This window comes from Achromobacter sp. UBA2119, assembly GCF_002331005.1.
GTDB classification, from domain to species: domain Bacteria; phylum Pseudomonadota; class Gammaproteobacteria; order Burkholderiales; family Burkholderiaceae_B; genus Achromobacter; species Achromobacter animicus.
In genome coordinates this window covers 411005-428856 of the sequence record NZ_DCYD01000015.1, presented here as the reverse complement: position 1 = coordinate 428856, position 17852 = coordinate 411005, and the positions used below count along the sequence as shown (strand labels likewise).

General features: G+C 67.4%; 14 protein-coding genes. 6 read left to right on the top strand and 8 right to left on the bottom strand.

Annotation, left to right across the window (positions count from 1 at the left end; translation table 11 throughout):
* Nucleotides 1-33: 33 nt before the first annotated feature.
* From acnA to B3098_RS16360, 3 genes are read left to right on the top strand one after another with little or no spacing between them, the layout of a single operon-like run.
* Nucleotides 34-2664 (top strand): aconitate hydratase AcnA, encoded by a 2631-nt coding sequence (gene acnA / locus B3098_RS16370; protein WP_286897773.1) that lies wholly within the window; start codon nt 34-36, stop codon nt 2662-2664.
* On the top strand, nt 2661-3557 hold the full coding sequence (locus B3098_RS16365) for a GntR family transcriptional regulator (RefSeq protein ID WP_175137681.1): 897 nt from the start codon (nt 2661-2663) through the stop codon (nt 3555-3557). Before acnA ends, B3098_RS16365 begins: the two co-directional genes overlap by 4 nt.
* Nucleotides 3558-3606: 49 nt before the next feature.
* Entirely contained in the window at nt 3607-4656 is a 1050-nt protein-coding gene (locus tag B3098_RS16360; protein ID WP_286897768.1) for a lactonase family protein, read from the top strand.
* Here B3098_RS16360 and B3098_RS16355 read toward each other — a convergent pair.
* The 3 genes from B3098_RS16355 to B3098_RS16345 form a co-directional block, all read right to left on the bottom strand.
* Complete coding sequence (locus tag B3098_RS16355) at nt 4653-7115, bottom strand: TonB-dependent receptor (RefSeq protein ID WP_286897766.1); 2463 nt, start codon at nt 7113-7115, stop codon at nt 4653-4655. The two genes, B3098_RS16360 and B3098_RS16355, sit on opposite strands and share 4 nt — an antisense overlap.
* Before the next feature lie 95 nt (nt 7116-7210).
* The gene (locus B3098_RS16350) at nt 7211-8182 is read right to left on the bottom strand and encodes a FecR domain-containing protein (RefSeq protein WP_286897764.1); all 972 of its coding nucleotides are present in this window, start codon (nt 8180-8182) and stop codon (nt 7211-7213) included.
* Complete coding sequence (locus tag B3098_RS16345) at nt 8179-8697, bottom strand: sigma-70 family RNA polymerase sigma factor (RefSeq protein ID WP_286897763.1); 519 nt, start codon at nt 8695-8697, stop codon at nt 8179-8181. The genes B3098_RS16350 and B3098_RS16345 overlap by 4 nt, the downstream gene beginning before the upstream one ends.
* A gap of 119 nt (nt 8698-8816) precedes the next feature.
* Between B3098_RS16345 and B3098_RS16340 the strand changes: the two genes are divergently transcribed.
* Nucleotides 8817-10478 carry an ATP-binding protein gene (locus B3098_RS16340; protein WP_286897761.1) on the top strand — a complete coding sequence of 554 codons (1662 nt, stop codon included), beginning with the start codon at nt 8817-8819 and terminating at the stop codon, nt 10476-10478.
* 18 nt (nt 10479-10496) lie between these two features.
* Here the strand turns inward: B3098_RS16340 and B3098_RS16335 are convergent, their stop codons facing one another.
* Nucleotides 10497-10844: a hypothetical protein gene (locus tag B3098_RS16335; RefSeq protein ID WP_279970843.1), complete on the bottom strand. Its 348-nt coding sequence runs from the start codon at nt 10842-10844 to the stop codon at nt 10497-10499.
* A 71-nt stretch (nt 10845-10915) separates the two neighbouring features.
* Nucleotides 10916-12817: a TonB-dependent siderophore receptor gene (locus tag B3098_RS16330; RefSeq protein ID WP_286897760.1), complete on the bottom strand. Its 1902-nt coding sequence runs from the start codon at nt 12815-12817 to the stop codon at nt 10916-10918.
* Between B3098_RS16330 and B3098_RS16325 the strand changes: the two genes are divergently transcribed.
* Nucleotides 12816-13130 (top strand): hypothetical protein, encoded by a 315-nt coding sequence (locus tag B3098_RS16325; RefSeq protein ID WP_286897758.1) that lies wholly within the window; start codon nt 12816-12818, stop codon nt 13128-13130. The two genes, B3098_RS16330 and B3098_RS16325, sit on opposite strands and share 2 nt — an antisense overlap.
* A gap of 181 nt (nt 13131-13311) precedes the next feature.
* Here the strand turns inward: B3098_RS16325 and B3098_RS16320 are convergent, their stop codons facing one another.
* Entirely contained in the window at nt 13312-13554 is a 243-nt protein-coding gene (locus B3098_RS16320; RefSeq protein ID WP_286897757.1) for a hypothetical protein, read from the bottom strand.
* Between the two features lie 257 nt (nt 13555-13811).
* Here B3098_RS16320 and B3098_RS16315 point away from each other — a divergent pair, with 257 nt between their 5' ends.
* A complete protein-coding gene (locus tag B3098_RS16315) occupies nt 13812-15917 on the top strand; it encodes a PTS sugar transporter subunit IIC/EAL domain-containing protein (RefSeq protein ID WP_286897756.1) in 2106 nt (701 codons plus the stop codon).
* Here the strand turns inward: B3098_RS16315 and B3098_RS16310 are convergent.
* Together B3098_RS16310 and B3098_RS16305 are read right to left on the bottom strand one after the other, a co-directional pair.
* On the bottom strand, nt 15910-16812 hold the full coding sequence (locus tag B3098_RS16310) for a prohibitin family protein (protein ID WP_370632992.1): 903 nt from the start codon (nt 16810-16812) through the stop codon (nt 15910-15912). The two genes, B3098_RS16315 and B3098_RS16310, sit on opposite strands and share 8 nt — an antisense overlap.
* Nucleotides 16813-17056: 244 nt before the next feature.
* The gene (locus B3098_RS16305) at nt 17057-17692 is read right to left on the bottom strand and encodes a DMP19 family protein (RefSeq protein ID WP_279970840.1); all 636 of its coding nucleotides are present in this window, start codon (nt 17690-17692) and stop codon (nt 17057-17059) included.
* Nucleotides 17693-17852: the final 160 nt, after the last annotated feature.

Sequence of the window (17852 nt, the reverse complement as noted above, 5' to 3'; positions counted from 1 at the left end):
ATTTTATGCAGGCAATATGCAAAACTGGCAGCTATGGAAAACACCAATGCCCCGCTCCGCCGCGCACGATTCACGCTGAACGGCGCCTCGTACAGCTGCCTGGACCTGCCCGCCGCATACGGCGCGGATTACTTCCGGCTGCCGGTCGTGCTGCGCCTGTTGCTGGAGAACGCGCTGCGCAACATGCAGGGCGCTGAGCGCAGCGCCGCCGTCGCCGCGCTGTTCGGCTGGCTGGCGCACGGCACCAGCGAATCCGAAATCGCCTTCCAGCCGGGCCGGGTGCTGATGCACGACACCACCAGCACGCCCGCCCTGGTCGACATTGCCGCCATGCGCGACGCGCTGGCCGAGGCCGGGGTCGATCCGTCGGTACTGAATCCCGTGCTGCCGGTGGACGTGTCGGTGGACCACTCGCTGGCCGTCGAAGCCTATGCGCGCAGCGATGCCGCGCAAGCCAACCTGGACCTGGAACTGCGGCGCAACGCCGAGCGCTACCGTTTTTTGCGCTGGGCCTCCAACGCGCTGTCGAACGTGCGCATCCACCCGCCGGGCACCGGCATCATGCACACGATCAACCTGGAGCAACTGGCCACGGTGGTCTGCCAGCAGCCCGGCCCCGACGGCACCGCCCTCTATCCCGACATGATGATCGGCACCGACAGCCACACGCCGATGATCAACGGTATCGGCGTGCTGGGCTGGGGCGTGGGCGGCCTGGAAGCGCAGACGGTCATGTTCGGCATGCCGACGATTCTGCGCATTCCCGACGTGATCGGCGTGCGGCTGACCGGCGCGCTCCAACCCGGCGTCACGGCCACGGACCTGGCCTTGACCGTCACCCAGCGCCTTCGCGCCATCCACGTCTCCGGCGAGTTCGTCGAATTCTTCGGACCGGGCGTGGCCACGCTGCCGGCCGGCAGCCGGTGCGTCGTGGCCAACATGGCGCCCGAGTACGGCGCGACCACCGGCTACTTCCCCATCGACGGCGAAACGCTGGCCTACCTGCGCCAGACCGGCCGCGCCGAAGATCAGATCGCGCGTGTGGAGGCCTACGCGCGTTGCACCGGCATCGCGCTGGATCCGGACGCCGAGCCCCGCTACACCCGTGTGGTCGACATCGCGCTGGATGCCGTGCAGATGCACGTGGCCGGACCCAAGCGTCCGCAGGACCTGCACCCCTACTGGCAGACGCGCGAAGTTCTTGCGGCGCTGGATTTCACGCCGCGCGCGCCGTCCGCCCTGCCCCGTCACGCCATCGCCATTGCCGCGATCACCAGTTGCACCAACACGTCCGATCCGCGCCTGTTGACGGCCGCCGGGCTGCTGGCCCGCAAGGCGCGCCAGTTCGGGCTGCGGCCGCCGCACTGGGTCAAGACCTCGCTGGGCCCCGGCTCGCCCGCCGCCGCCGAATACCTGGCGCGCGCCGGTCTGCTGGAAGACCTGGCCGCGGTGGGCTTTGACATCGTCGGCTACGGCTGCACCACGTGCATCGGCAATTCCGGCCCGCTGCCGCCGGTGGTGCGGGACGCGCTGGCCGACGGCGCCATCCACCCGGTGGCGGTGCTGTCCGGCAACCGCAATTTCACGGGCCGGATCCATCCGGATCTGGACCTGGGTTTCCTGATGTCGCCGCCGCTGGTCATCGCCTTTGCGCTGGCCGGCGACGCGGAAAGAGACCTGAGCCGCGAGCCGGTTCAGGTGACGCCCGACGGGCGCGCGGTTCACCTGTCCGAGCTATGGCCGACGGAAGCCGAGATCGACGCCGCGCTGGCCGCAGGGCAGCGTCCCGACGACTATCGCGCCGCGTTCAAGATCGCCAGCGCGAACCCGGCCTGGCAGGCCCTGCAATCGCCCGCGTCGGCGCGGTTTCCGTGGGACGCCGCGTCCACCGCGCTGCGCCGCCCGCCCTTTGCCAGCACCGAGGCCGGCAGTCAGCTGGGCCGCTACACCGCGCATCCGCTGCTCGTCGTGGGCGACGACGTCACGACCGACCACCTGTCGCCCGCCAGCGCCATCCCGCCCGACAGCCTGATCGCGGACTTCCTGGTCGAACGCGGTGACGACCGCAACGACCTGAACGTATTCGCATCGCGCCGCGGCAACTGGGAAGTCATGATGCGCGCCGCGTTCTACAGCAAGAGCCTGACCAACCTGCTCTGTCCCTCCGCCCCCGTCGGCCACACCCTGCACGCGCCCAGCGGCCGACTGGAACCCATCTGGGACGCCGCCGCGCATTACGCGAAGGCGTCGCAGCCCGTCGTGCTGGTGGCGGGCGCGCGCTTCGGCACGGGCTCGTCGCGCGACTGGGCGGCCAAGGGCCAGCGGCTCTTGGGCATCCGCGCGGTGCTCGCGGTCAGCTTCGAACGCATCCACCGGTCCAACCTGATCGGCATGGGCATCCTGCCGCTGCGCCTGCCCGACGGGGTTACGCCCGCGACGCTGCGGCTGCAGCCGGGCGACCGGATCGAGATCGACGCCGAGGCCGCCGCGCTGACGCCCCGCGCCGCCATCCCCGTGCGCATCCTGCGCGCCGATGGCCGGACCGAGCCGCTGACCGCCACCGCGGCCGTCGAGACCCGGCTGGAGATCCGCCTGTTGCAGATGGGCGGCGTCATTCCCGCTATCCTGTCGGACACCATTTCATCGGCCGTCCGCCACCCATGAGCGCGCAAACCAATACCGTCACGAAGATCCTGGACCTCATCAAGGAAGACCGTCTGCAGGAGGGCGCGCACCTGCGCGCGCAGAAGATCGCCGACCGCCTGCGGCTATCGCGCTCGCCGGTCAACGATGCGCTGGGTATTTTGGAGCAGCACGGTGTGGTGGCGCGCAAGCCCAACCGCGGGTACTTCCTGCTGCGCGACTTCGATGTCGCGGGCGAAGCCCCCGCCGACATCACGCCCCCATCGGCGGACGACATCGTCACGCAGACGTACTTTGCGCTTGCCGATGAACTGCTGCGCGGCGAATTGCCGATGCAGTGCAGCGAAGCGCTGCTGCGCACGCGCTACGCGCTGACCAATGCGCAAACGCAGGCGCTGCTGGGCCGCATTTCGCAAGAGGGCTGGGCACAGCGCCGGCCGGGCTACGGCTGGGAATTCTCGTCCATGATGACGACGCCCGACAGCCTGCTGCAGTCCTACCGGCTGCGGCTGGCGCTGGAGCCGGCGGCGCTGCGCGAGCCCGGCTTTCGCATCGAAAAATCCGTGCTGGCGCGCTGCCGCGCCGCGGAAATGCACCTGCTGAACGGCGGCATCGCCACCGACACCGCCGACCAGCTCCACGATCGCGGCGTGCGCTTTCATGAATCGCTGGTGGAAGCCTCCGGCAATCCGTTCTTCATCGACACGATCAAACGCGTCAATCGTGTGCGCCGCCTGCTGTCCTACCGCTCGATGCAGGACCGCAGCCGCTACCAGCAGCATTGCGACCAGCACCTGGCCATCCTGGACCTGCTGGAACGCGAACGCAACGACGAGGCGGCCGAGGCGCTTTCGGCCCACCTGCGCAGCACGCTCGACAACCTGGCCCGCATCAGCGGCATCCTGACTTCGTAGGGCCGCGCGTGGCGCGGCCGTTTTCAACTGGCAAAAAGAGGCTCGCGCCATGCATGTCTATATCGGTTCCCGGACCACCCGGGAACGCAATGCCCGCGGCGAGGGCATCAGCGTGTTCGACTACGCGCCCGAGACGGGAACGCTAACGCTCAAGCAGGTGGTCCGCGGTCTGCACAACCCGTCGTATCTGCTGCCGCACCCGTCCCTGCCCGTGGTGTACACCGTGCATGGCGACAGCAGCGAGGTCAGCGCGCTGCGCCGCGATGCGCGCGACGGCACGCTGACACCCTGGCACACGCAGGACTGCCAGGGCCGCAATCCCGTCCATCTGGCGCTGGGGCCGTCGGCCCGCTACCTGATGGTGTCCAACCATCTGACCGGCGCGCTGGCGGTGCTGCCCGTGGCGGCGGACGGCGCGCTGCAAGCCGTGTCGCAGACGGTGCCGCTGGCCGGCGAACCGGGGCCGCACCGCAAGGAGCAGCCATTTTCCAAGCCGCATTTCAACGTGCTCGACCCGTCGGGCAAGTATGTGGCGGTGCCGGACAAGGGGCTGGACCGGGTGTTCCTGTATTCCGCCGACGCGCACGGGATCGGCGCGCAGCCGGCCAGCGTTGCGACGTCGCGCGAGGGCGCAGGCCCACGCCATGCGGTCTTTCATCCATCAGGGAAATGGCTGTACGTCGTCAACGAGTTGGACAACACGGTCACGGCCTATGCCGTGGAAGCAGGCGCGCTGCGTCCCTTCCAGGTGCTGTCCACCCTGCCCGACACCTATACCGGCAACAGCCGCGCCGCCGGCATTGCGCTGGACACCGATGGCCGGCACCTGTACGCGTCGAATCGGGGTGACGACAGCATTGCGGTGTTTCGCGTGGACGCATCCACCGGTCGACTGACCACCGTGCAGCACGCCCGCACGCACGGCAAGACACCGCGCTTTTTCACGCTGTCGCCCGACGGCCGGTTTGTCTTCGCGCTGAACGAAGACAGCGACACGCTGCAGCGGTTTCGTGTCGATCCGGCCAGCGGCATGCTGGCGCACGACGGCTACGCGCTGTCTGTCGGCAGCCCGGTGTGCATGGTGTTTGCCGGCGCTTAGAAGTCCATCGACGCCGACAGCATGAGGGTGCGCGGCACGCCTTGTGAGATCGTGCCGTACGAGGCCACGCCGGACCAATAGGCGCGGTTGAACACGTTGACGACGTTGGCGCGCAGCGTGACGTCCCGGCCTTGGACCTTGAGCGCATAGCGCGCGCCCAGGTCGAACGTCGTCCACGACGGCACCGACTGCGTGTTGGCCTGGTTGATGTATTCGCGTCCGGTGTAGACCATGCCGCCCGTCAACGTCAGCCCGGTCACCCACGGCGTGTCCCACTCGGCGCCCAGGTTGACCGCGACGGTGGGCACGCCCACGGGCCGGTTGCCCTGCGTGGCCGCGCTGTTGGTGCGCGTCAGCTCCCCATCCAGGAAGGTCACGCCGCCCAACAGGCGCACGCCGCGCATCGGTTCGCCGGACACATTCAATTCCAGCCCGCGGTTGCGTTGCTCGCTATCGGCCGCATACACGCCGTTCGTGAGCTGCCCGCTGGGCTTGGTGATCTCGAAGGCGCTCAGCGTCACCATTGCGCTGTCCAGCTCGACCTTGACGCCCACTTCCTTCTGCTTGGCCTTGTACGGCTTGAAGACCTCTCCCGCGTTGGTGGCGGTGGCGGGCGCCACGTCGCCCTTGCTCAACCCCTCGATGTAGTTGGCGTAGAACGAGACGTTGTGCCAGGGCTTGATGACCAGTCCCGCCAGCGGCGTGGTCGCGCTTTCGTCGTAGCTGACGGTCCGCACACCCGTGGCGCCGTTGAAGTTGCGCGATTCGATGCGCTGGTGGCGCAGGCCCAGCGTCAACTGCGCGCGCTCGTCCAGGATGCTGAGCGTATCGGCCAGCGCCAGGCCGGACAGATCCGACGACGACACCTTGGGCACGTTGGCCGGCGCGGGAATGTGCTGCTCCGGACGCGTGATCGGGTGGTAGATGTTGGACGTGAGCGGGGTGCCGTTCACGCTGGCCTGCAGATTGCGGTCGCTGTACAGGCTGCCCATGAAGCTGATTGCGTGGCGCACCGGCCCCGTGTCCAGCTTGGCGCGCAGCCCGGCGTTGTAGGTGCTGCGGTTGACCTGGAAACGGAAGTTATTGGGCGTCACCACGGTGTCGCCGGCTTCGTTCACGATGGTGGGCGTCTGGTCCGACAGGCGCGACACGCTGGTGTCCGAGCCGCCCGCGTCCGCGAACACCGTCAGGCGGTCGCTGATGTCGTATTCCACGCGCAGCAGCGCCGACTGGCCGTCGGACTTCCACCAGCCCCACGGTTGCGTGGCGTTGCGGCGGCCGTCCGGGGCACGCGGCACGGCAATGCCCGGCGCCACCAGAAACGGTCGCGTCGGCGCGTCTATCTTCTCGTGCTGCGTCAGCAGGTCCAGCGAGGCGCGCAACCGTTCGCCCTGGTAATCCAGCGACAGCGCGCCAATGGTCGTGCGCGAACTCATGTTGTCCAGCGGCGTGTCGCCCTGCCGCTGCATGCCGTTGACCCGCACGCCCCATTCCCCCGCGTCGCCAAACCGGCGGCTCAGGTCGACTCGCGCGCCGAATTGCGAGTCGCCGACGTAGTCGGCCGACACGCGGGTCAGGTCCTCGGGCAGCGAGCGCTTGGGCACCATGTTGATGACGCCGCCCACGCCGCTGTTGGGCGACATGCCGTACAGCAGCGCCGCCGGCCCCTTCAGCACTTCCACGCGCTCGATGTAGTCGGTGAAGACGTGGTAGTTGGGCGCGACGCCATAGACGCCGTCAAAGGCGATTTCGCCGAGGTTGCCTTCGCCGATGGGAAAGCCGCGGATGTAGAACGAATCGGTCACGCCGCCGATCTGGCCGGTAAAGCGCACGGACGGCTCCACCGTCAGCGCGTCGGCCAGCGTCACGGCCTGACGGTTCGCCAGCAATTCCGACGTGTAGCTGGTGACATTGAACGGCGTGTCCATCACGTCGCGGTTGCCCAACAGGCCCATCCGCGCGCCGCGCGCCACTTGGCCGCCGGCAAATTCCGCCGGCAGCGCGGAGGGGCTGATGCCCGCTCCATCGACGGTGACCGCGGGCAGCACCGTGGTCTCGCCGGCGGCCGCCGGCAGCCTGCGCAGCGAATACGCGCCGCCGCCCTGTTCGGCCAGCGCGTAGCCCGATCCGGACAGCAGGCGGGCGAACCCCTCCCTCACCGTGTAGGCGCCCTGCAGACCGTCGCTGCGCTGGCCCGCGACCAACGCGGGATCGAACGACAGCGGCACGCCCGCACTGGCGGCGAACTGCGCCAGCACGTCGCCCAGCGGTCCCGGCGCGATGGCATAGGACTTGCGCGGCGCGGCGCTGGCTGTCTCGGCCGCGAACGTCGCCGCCGGCATTCCCGTGGCCGCAAGCAGCGCCAGCCCCAGGCCGGCGGCCCGGACCAGCGACGCCGCGGGCGACAGGACGGCAAGGCCGCGCGGCAGGCGGGGCGATCGGGAGAGTCGGGAAACCATGAAACGATCCTTCGAGGGGTTGGGGTGACGCGCATGTCGCGGCGGTTCACCCGGTACACCGTACGAAGCGGAAAAAAGTGTCAGCCGATCGGCGATTAATTTGTAACGGCGGCGCGCGGCGCAACCGTCGTCCACCACGGGGTCACGCGGCTGACGCGAACCGGCAGGGTCTTATGCAGCAGTCGCAGGCTGGCTTCGATGTCGTTCAACGGAAACGCCCCCGACACGCGCAGGTCAGCCACCGCGGGATCGCAACGCAGCACGCCGTGGCGGTAGCGTCCCAGCTCGTCGACCAGATCGGCCAGCCGCCAGTTGCGCGCGGCCAGCATGCCGTCCGCCCACGACGCCGCCAAAGCGTCGGCGGGCCCCGGCGTCTGGACGCCGTTCGCGGTGAAGACGGTCTGCTCGCCCGCCGCCAGCACCACGGCGCCGGCGTCCGCTTGGGCGGTCCGGATCTCGACAGCGCCCTCGTACACCGCCACGCGAACGCTGGCGCCCTCGTCGCGGACCATGAAGCGCGTGCCCAGCGCACGCAGGACGCCTTGCGTCGTCTGCACCAGGAACGGGCGCGGCGCCGGCGCGGGATCGCGTCCCGTCGTCAGCAGGATTTCGCCCGCGCGCAGCCACAGCATGCGTTGCGTCGGGGAGTAGTCGACGTCGACGGCGCTGGCCGTGTTGAGCACCAGTTGCGTGCCATCGGCCAGTTCGACGCGGCGCTGCTCGCCGGTCGCCGTGCGCAGGTCCGCGCGCCATTCGCGCCAGGGCAGCTCGCGCACGCCCAGCCACGCTGCCGGACCCAGCACCAGCAGTCCGGCCAGCGCACGCACCGCCTGACGACGTCCGGCGCGGTTCGCCTGCCGCAGCGTCTGCCCGCCGATCCCCGGCGGCACCTGGCCAAAGCCGCGCAGCATCGCCTCGGCGCGTTGCCACGCGGCTTCATGGTCGGCGCTGCGCGCCCGCCAGCGCGCCAGTGCCGCGCGATCCGCCGCGGACACCTTTTCGGACTGCAGACGCACCAGCCAGCCGGCCGCCTCATTCAGGATGGCGGGGTCGATGGCCTCGCTCACGCGTCCACCTGATAGGCGATCAGGCACGCGGCAAAGGCAGCCTGCATATGGCGCTTGACGGTCGACAGCGACACGCGCAGCTTGCGCGCGATCTCGTCATAGCCCATGCCGTCGAACTGCGACAGCAGAAAGACCTCGCGCGTGCGGGCGGGCAGCGAATGCAAGGCAGCGTCGATGGCGTGCAGCGTTTCCAGGATGAGGGCGCGCGCCTCGGGCGACGGGGCTTCGGCCTCGGGCACGTGCGCCACGGCGGCAAGGTAAGCGTCTACCACCGCGCGGCGGCGCCAATGGTCGGCCACCAGGCCTTTGGCGATGTGGGCAAGCAGTGCGCGCGGCTCGGCGCCGGTCTCCTCCCGGCGCCGCCCGGCCATCAGCCGCACAAACGTATCGTGCGCCAGGTCTGCGGCGTCGAAGGAACTGCCCAGCTTCTTGCGCAGCCACATCGAGAGCCAGCCGTGGTGTTCGCGATAAAGCTGGGTGACGTTGTCGGCGGATGGGGATAGCGGCGCAGGCAAGGCGCACCTCGGCAGATATGCAAATAGGAATTGTTTTTATTCTATACGAGCCGCCCGCGCGCACGTGCGCGGGCGGTGGGATAGAATCGGAGTCCTTCCCGCCCGACTCAATGAGCGCCATGCAGAACGACCTGTCCGTGCCTCAGTTCCTTGCCAGCGGCGGGGAAATGGGCGCACGCGTCAGCCGGCACGACTGGTCCGCGACGCCACTCGGCCCTCTCTCCGCCTGGCCCGCCTCACTGCGCATTGCCGCAGGCATGGTGCTGTCCTCCCGGTTCCCGTCCTGTCTGGTCTGGGGCCCCGATCTCATCTCGATCTACAACGACGCCTTTGTGCCCATCCTGGGCGCCAAGCCCGACGCGCTGGGCCGCCCGTTCAACGAGGCCTGGAGCGAAGCCTGGTCGCTGATCGGCCCGATCGCCGAACGCGCCTACGCCGGCGAGGCCACCTTCATCGAGGACTATCCCCTCGAAGTCCATCGTTACGGCCGCGCCGAACAGGCCAACTTCACGTTCTGCTACAGCCCCGTGTACGACGAGAACGGCGAGGTCGTCGGCATGATCGATACCGTCATTGAAACCACCGCCCGGGTCGGCGCCGAAAAGGCGCAGGCCGACGCGCTGCGCCTGGCCGAAGAAGCCCTGCGCCAAAGCCAGAAGATGGACGCCATCGGCCAGCTGACGGGTGGCGTCGCGCACGACTTCAACAATCTGCTGACGGGGATTTCCGGCAGCCTGGATTTTCTGTCCCAGCGTCTCACGCAGGGGCGGACCGACGACCTCGGCCGTCACATCGCGGTGGCCAAAAGCGGCGCCGACAAGGCAGCCGTCCTGACGCGCCGCCTGCTGAATTTTTCGCGCCGCCATCCGCTGGAGCGCAAGGCGGTGGACATCAACCACGTCATCGCCGACATGGAGGCGCTGATCGCGCGCAGCGCCGGATCGGCGGTCACGCTGGACGTGGCCTGCGCGCCCGGGTTGTGGCCGGTCTGGGTGGACGCACACCAGCTTGAAAACGCGCTGCTGAACCTGTGCCTGAACGCGCGCGACGCCCTGGCCGGAAGCGGCACACTACGCATCGCGACGAACAACGTGGCCCTGGACGCCGAGGGCGCGCGCCAGCGCGGCTTGCAACCCGGCGATCACGTGCGGTTGCGCGTGTCCGACACGGGCTGCGGCATGACGCCCGAAACGATGCGGCGCATATTCGAGCCCTTCTACACCACCAAGCCGGCCGAGCGCGGCACCGGCCTGGGACTTGCGCTGGTTCACGACTTCGTCCGCCAATCCGGCGGCCATGTCCAGGTGCGTTCGCAGCCGGACCAGGGCACGGATATCGATCTGTATTTTCCGCGCCATGGCGGCGCCCAGATCGAGGTCGCGGCGGACACCGCCGTCGCCACGCCGCCGCGCGCCTTGCAGGGCGGAACGGTGCTGCTGGCCGAAGACGACCCCGCCGTGCGCGAAGTCACTGCCGAGGTGCTGAAGGAAATCGGTTACGACGTGATCGAGGCCACGGACGGCGCCAGCGCGCTCAAGCTTCTGACCACGCAGGCCCGGATCGATCTGCTGGTGTGCGATCTGGCCTTGCCGGGCGGCGTGAATGGACGACGGGTGGCGGAGACCGGCAGGACGTTGCGGCCCGGGATGAAGGTGCTGTTCATCACGGGCTACGGTGAAAGCGCCGAAGGCGACAACGTGCCGGCGGCGGGTGCGCCGGTGCTGCTCAAACCGTTCACCCTCGATGAACTGGCGAGCCAGGTGCATGCGCTGATGCGCTGAAACCCAGCCGGCGGGTGCTCAGACAGACGGCAGGCGCCGCGTCGTGCGGATCCAGAACAGCCCCGCCCCCGACAGCAGCATGGCGAACAGCAGGTACACAAAACAGATCAGCAGGCCGAAGAAATAGTAGCGGTCGTAAACACTGGCCGCCCACCACGCAACCCCGCCATACATCCCCATGACGATGAACGGCAGCCACAGCACCGCCACGCCGGCGCGGCGCCACCCGGGGGTGTTCAAACGCGGAAATCGATGCGGGCGGGCGCGCAGCAGCAAAGCCAGCGCCGACAGCGCCGGCAGCACAAAGGCCAGCACCGCCAGCACCAGCAGGCCGGCATCCAGGAACGTCGCCACGAACTCGCGCAAAATCGGCTCCTTGCACGGCGCGCACGGGTGGCGCCGTCCCGGACGTTATACACGAGGCGCCGCGGACGTCCTTAGAGCTTGGGCGCGTAGCGCACGGTCAGCATCACATTGCGGGGCTCGCCGTAGTAGTTGTTGCTGGACAGCGTGTTGTACGACGGCACGTAGTATTTCTTGTCGAACACGTTGTTCACGTTCAGCCCGAAACTCAGCTCCGGCGTGGCCTGGTAACCCACGCGCGCGTTCCAGATCGTGAATCCCGCCAGCTTGAATTCGCGGTCCGAACTGATCGTCGACGTCTGCGTGTTCACGCCGGCGCCCACGCTAAGGCGGTTCCACGTGCCCGGCAGCTTGTAGTTGGCCCACAGGCGCAGCATGTGCTTGGGCGTCCAGGTGCTGAAGACCTTGCCCTGGTTGTCCGGGTCCTCCAGGAACTTGGTGGTGTTGTAGGCGTAGCCGGCATACAGCTCCAGCCCCCTGACCACTTCGCCGGAGATCTCGGCCTCGATGCCCTGGCTGCGGACCTTGCCCGCCGCGCGCGAGCAGTACCAGCCGTTGCAGGCAAACCCGGCGTCGTAATCGTTGACGGCACGGTTCTTGTGGTCGTAGCGGAACAACGCAAGCAAGGTATTGACCCGGCCATCCGCCAGCTCGCCCTTCACGCCGACCTCGTAGTTGTTGCCCTCGATCGGCTTGAGCAGGCTGCCCGACACCGTGCGCTGCGTCTGCGGCTCAAACACCGTCGGGTAGCTGCCGTAGACCGACCAGTTGTCGGTCAGCGAATACACGATGCCGGCGTACGGAATGAACTCGCCCGAGGTCGATGACGTCGTGGCTTCGCCCCCGCCGCTGTAGCGGTAGTCGAACCAGCCGACGCGGCCACCGCCGATCAGCGCCAGCGATTGCGTGGGCTTGACGCGCCACGTGCCGTAGATGCCCTTCTGCCGGATGTCGTAGGCGCTGCGCGAATCGTAGCCGCTGGCGGCGACGATGGAATCAATGTCCTGCCACGGACGGTGATGGTCCAGATCGAAGATGTTGCCGCCGCTCTCCCAGGAGCGGGTGAACCGGTCATTCGTCGTGAGCTTGGAGTAGTTGGCGCCGATCACCACTTCCTGCGCCATGCCCCAGGCGTTGAAGTCACCGGCCACCGACATGTCCATGCCGCGCTGGCGGCTCGTGAAGTCCACGCCGAAATTGCCGTAGTCCAGGCCGCTCCCGTCGCGCTGCACGGATCCGGCGACGCGCTGGTGCAAAGTCGTGTTGTCTTCGTCCATCGCCACGCCGGCCAGCCGGAAGCGCCACGAGGAGTTGAAGCGATGCGTGACGTCGGCGTTGAAGATGGTCTGGTCGTTGGTGGCGCGGTTCCAGGTCGAGCCGGTGAACGTCGAGCGCGGCAGATCGATGCTGCCGCCATCTTCATAACGGGGATAGCCGACGAACATGGGCCGCGACTTGCTGTACCGGTTGCTGACGCCCAGCCCCACCGTCGTGTTCTCGGTGATGTCGTAGTCCAGCGCGGCGTACAGGTTGCGCGTCCTGTCCCACACGTAGTCGATGTACGAATGGCTGCGGTCCTCGTCCAGCACCACGCGCCCGCGCAGCGTGCCCGATTGATTGAGCGGACCGCCCGCATCCAACGTCAGGCCGTAGTGATCCCACGATCCCACCTTGCCCGTCACGACCACCGAGGGTTCTGCGCCGCCGCGCTTGCGCACCAGGTTGATCGCACCGCCGGGACTGCCCGCGCCTTGCAAGAGGCCCGCCGCGCCGCGCAGGATTTCCACGCGGTCATAGAACACCAGCGAATCCTGCTCCCAGTTGCCCAGGCTGTAGCTGTTGCGCAGCAGGGACACGCCATCGTATTGCAGCAGGTCCACGGGAAAGCCGCGCGAATTGATCGCGACGCCGGCGCCCACGCCCTGCACGCCCACCATGCCGGCGGTGTTGTTGACGGCGTCCGGCAGGCTGGTCATGTCCTGGTCGTCCATCCGCTGCCGCGTCAGCACGGTGATGGATTGCGGAATGTCCTTGCGCGCGGGCCTCGACCGAGGGTTCGACGGCCACGGGCTGCAGCGCCAGCGTCTCGGCGTAGGCCGCTTCCAGCGCGGCGCGGCGCGCCCGGCCAATCAGCAAACGGGTGGCGATGGTGCGCAAGTAGGCGCGCGGTTCATTGAGCGGTTCGCGGAGATTGGCGCGGATCAGGCGCTCGACGTATCGTGCGCCAGGTCGGCCGCGTCCGACGCATTGCCCAGCTTGCGTTGCAACACGCCCCGCAGCCATTGGTGATGGGCCTGGTAAACGGACTGCACCTCTGCACGAGAGGCAAATGAGGAGGATGGCATGGCGGTGCGGCCCGGCGTCGCCGCCTGAGAGCAAGACGAGATGAAAATGATTCGCAATTATAGATGCGGTTTTCGTCTTTGCAAGGCGCCGCCCCACGCGCCCGCCGTATGGTGGCGTGGCGCCGCTAGTAGTCCATCGGCACGTGGTTCTGTGCGGCGCGTATCTCTTGTATATGGCGTTCGGCTTCCTGGCGTTCGACGGCGGGCGGCAGCGCGCGCCAGCTCACCAGGTTGCCCGGCGTCTTCAAGGGCATCCAGCCCAACACGCTGTACAGCGAAATCGCGGTGCCGCCGGTATCGAGCCGCGTCTCGTAATAACCCTGACGATCCGGCACGGTGTCGCCGGGCGTCCAATCCAATTGAGGCATCCAGGTCTCCTCCTGGTGAAGCTTATGTGCAAGGACGCGCGGTCCTTGCAAGGCGGATTCCACCGATCGTATAGCGTCCGGACCGGCTTGTCCCCTATCAAAAAGACTGAATTTCCAATTATTGACAGAGGGGAATCCCTAGGCCGCCGGCACGTTTTTGCATTGCTAAAGCCCGAACACAGGCGCTAGCATGCGGCAACGGATTTTTACCCCCGGCGGACACGCATCGCCCGGGCCCCTCGCGCCACAAGACGGCCATGCCGAAATCGATCTTTCCGCAGTACCCAAGAGATCGGCTGGCCGCCCTGGCAAGCGCCAACTCCCTGCGCGCCATCCGCGAAGGCCTGCTGTGGGCCATGCCCTGCCTGCTGGTCTCTGCCTTGTTCCTGGTGCTGTCCGTTTGCGCACGCCTGTTCGGCCTGCCCGACGGCATTGCCGATCTGCTGGCCGGTCTGCACCGCACGCTGTCGGGCGTCATCCCGCTGCTGGCCGGCACGGCCATCGGCTACATGCTGTCGATCCGCCACCGGCTTCCGCACCTGCCCACCGCGCTGCTGTGCCTGTGCTTTGTCGCCATCGCCGAAAACCTGCTTGCCCCCTACCCCCGCGCAGCCGCCACGCTCACCTTGTTCATCGCCATCGTCACGCCGATCGCGGCCGTGCCGGCGATGGCCTGGCTGCACCGGCGCCGCTGGACCCAACTGGCGCCGGACGGACTGATCGGCGAAAACGTCCGCGACTCATTGAACATGATCGTGCCGGGATTGCTGACGGCGGGTCTGGTGATGGCGGCGCTGTCGGCGGCGTTGAGCATCCCCGCCGTGGCCCAGGTCGACATTCCGCTGAGCCTTGCATCGCTGGACAGCCCCTACACGTCCGGCGCGCTGGTTGGGGCGCTCAATTCCCTGTTCTGGTTCTTCGGCATCCACGGCGCGCAGGCCATGGCGCCCATCATGGACGTGCTGGACCAGGCGACCCGGCTCAACGCCACCAGCGTGGCCGCGGGGTATGAAGGCGTCTATGCGCTGAACGGCACGCTGCTGGGCGCGTTCGTCTTCATTGGCGGCTCCGGCGCAACCTTGTCGCTGGTGGTGGCGATCCTGCTGTTTTCGCGCAGCGATTCGTTGCGGGTGCTGGCGGTGGCCAGCATTCCGGTGTCGCTGCTGAACATCAACGAGATCCTGCTGTTCGGCCTGCCGCTCATCCTGAATCCCCGTTTGCTGCTGCCCTTCGTGTTGACGCCCGTGGTCAACGTGCTGGTTGCCGTGGCGGTCGTGCAACTGGGCTGGCTGGCCCCCGCCACCGTGGCGCTGCCGCTGACATCGCCCGTGCTGTTCAACGCCTACCTGGGCGCGGGCGAAAGCCTGGCGGGAATCGTGCTGCAATGCGCGCTTGTCGCGCTGGGCGCCTGCATCTACGTGCCCTTTCTGCTCGCGCTGGAGCGGCAGCGCCAAGCCGATGCCACGGTGTACTTCAAGTCGCTGGACACCACCTTTCCGCAGTTGCAGGAAGAATCCCTGCTGTATGCCCATGACCCGGTCGCGTCCACCTACGCCACGCGCGCGCGCCGCCAGGCCGAGGTCGCGCGCATCCGCGCCATCAGCGAATACGACTTCTATCTGGAGTTCCAGCCGCAGGTATCGATGCGCACGGGCCTATGCACCGGCTGCGAGGCCCTGCTGCGCGCCACCGGCCCCGAAGGCACGCAACAGGCGCCGCTGGAATTCCTGCGCTGGCTGGCGCGGGCGGACCTGATGCGCGAAGTCGATCTCTGGGTGGCGCGGCAGGCGGTGCTGCAATGCCTGGCGTGGCGGGCGCAGGGCTTCACGATGCCCATGACCATCAACGTCACAAGCGGCACGTTGACGGCGCCGGCCTTTCTGGACCGGTTGATCAAAGTGCTGGCGCAGGCGCAGGGCCAGGTCTCGGTCGAGCTCACGGAAGACGCGCTGGTCGAAGACGCCGACGCGCTGCACACAGCTTTTGACCGCCTGCATGGCATCGGCGCACGCGTCTATATCGACGACTTCGGCACGGGGTATTCGGCGCTGAGCTACCTGCACCAGTTTCAGATCGACGCGGTCAAGATCGACCGCAGCTTCGTGATGGCGCAGAGCCACGACCGGGGCGCGCTGGTGATGAGCGGCCTGCTGCGATTCTGCGAAGCGCTGAACCTGCAGATCATCGTCGAGGGCGTGGAAACGGAGGGGCAGTTGTCCGCGCTGGCATCCAGCGCGGAGATCCTCGTGCAGGGCTGGTACTACAGCAAGGCGGTGTCTGGCGAACACATCGTGGACTTTGCGCGCCGGCGGCGGGAGCTCTCCGCGCTGCCGGCGCATCCTGCCAGCGCAGCCGCTACTTGATGCCGATGAAGGGCAGCGCGGCGCCCGGCACCTGCGTGGACGGCAGCACGCCATCCCACTTTTCAACGGCGTTCAGGCTCACCAGATTGGTGTTGGCGGCCAGCGCCTCGGCCTTGGCGCGGATCGATGCCGCTTCGGCCTCGCCCCGCATGCGGATGCCGTCGGCTTCCGCGGTGAACTGCTGACGGCGCGCATCGGCTTCGGCCTTGGCCTTCACCACCTGGATCTCGGCAGTGATCATCGCCGTTTCCTTCTGCTGGCGGGTCGTCTCGATCTGCACCTGCGCCAGCATGCGCTGTTCGATCGAATGCTCGTATGCCTGCGAAAAACCCACCTCTTCGATCTGCACGCCCACCACCTGGACCGGCGCGCCTTCCATCGTCTTGAGCACGGCGTTGTTCACGTCCAGGCCCAGCTTCTGGCGTTCCTGGATGGCACGCACGGCGGTGTACTGGCCAAACACGTTCTTCACCGCGTCCGGCGTCTTGCGCTCCAGCACGCGCATCTGCAGATTGGCGATGGTGCCGTATTCGGAGTAGAGCTCGGCCACGTGCTCGGACGGCACGCGGTACGTGACCGACACGCGCAGCGTCGCGGGCTGCTGGTCATAGCTGTAGGCCTCGAGCTTTTCGAACACGAAGGTGTGGTCGCGCACGGACACCGTCATCACGTTGTCGATGAACGGCGTCTTGAAATCCAGTCCGGGTTCGGCCACGCGCACGAGCTTGCCGTTGCGCAGCACCACGCCGCGTTCGCCCTGATCGACCTGGAACCACGATCCGAAGGCGATGAACAGGATCAGCAGGAAGATGAGTGCGGTTCCAATGGCGAATTTCACGTTGCGCGGCTTGACCGCGCCGATCGTCTTGACCATCTGGATATCTGTCGGCTTCATCTTCACTTCCAATCCCTGTCTGTTCTTTTGCGTTTACGGTCCGAGAGCACCGCTGCGATGCCGCGCGCGAGCAGATAGGCGACCACCGCCGCCCCCACCAAGATAAGGAAATACCGCATCGAGCGTCCCCCCCGGGAAAGAAGGACGGGATTCTATCCCGCAGCGGCCGACCCGCCGCACGCGTGTATCGACGTAATGTGGCGATACGTTTCTGAACGTTTCTGGTGCAGTGATTCTGATGGGTTCAGGCGCCGTACCAGCGCAAACCCAGCCGCGCAATCGAGTCCGGGTAATCCCAGAATGCGTGATCCAGCGACTCCATTTCTTCCTGCTCCTGCTCGGTCATCGCGCCGTAGATGTCGTTGAGCTGCACCACCTCGGGCGAGGCCTCGAAACGGTCGATCAGTCCGCGCATGCGCGACAGCACATCCAGCGTGTGCACCGCGCCGATCTTGCGCAGCGCCTGCAACGCCAGTTGGCAGGTCTGGTCGCCCCAATTGCACAGAAACTGCATGAAGCCGCCATTGTTGATGTCGGCCTCCATGCGCCACAAGGCCACCAGTTCCTGGTCGGTTTCCGACAGCCGGTCGAGCTTCCATTGCGCGGCTTGCAGCGTCGCCATGGCTTGCTCGTAGCGCAGATCCCACAGCAGATCGTGCACGTTCAGCATCCCTTCCGGCACAGGTGCGGCCAGCGCGGGCCACACGACGCCATGCCCATCGTCCACCAGTTGCCAATGCGTGCGCGCCTCGGGAGTCGCCTCGTGCAGGCGGATGTGCCGGCGGATCGGCTCCTTGATCTCGCGGCCGTCGGCAAGCGTCAAGAGCACATGCGTATCGGTGAGCGACAAGGAAGCGATGCGGTAGTCAGGCGTGGTCATGCAAGGGTCCGGAAAAACGGGAAAGCGCAAGACGCTACCGGATCGGCGCAGCGCTGTCGAGGCGCGTGCGTTGCCGCTGCGCATCGCGCCGCATCCTGTTACGGCGCGCTGTTCACCCATCTGCTACGTTAACCAGGCATGCGCCGGGGTGTCCTCCGGC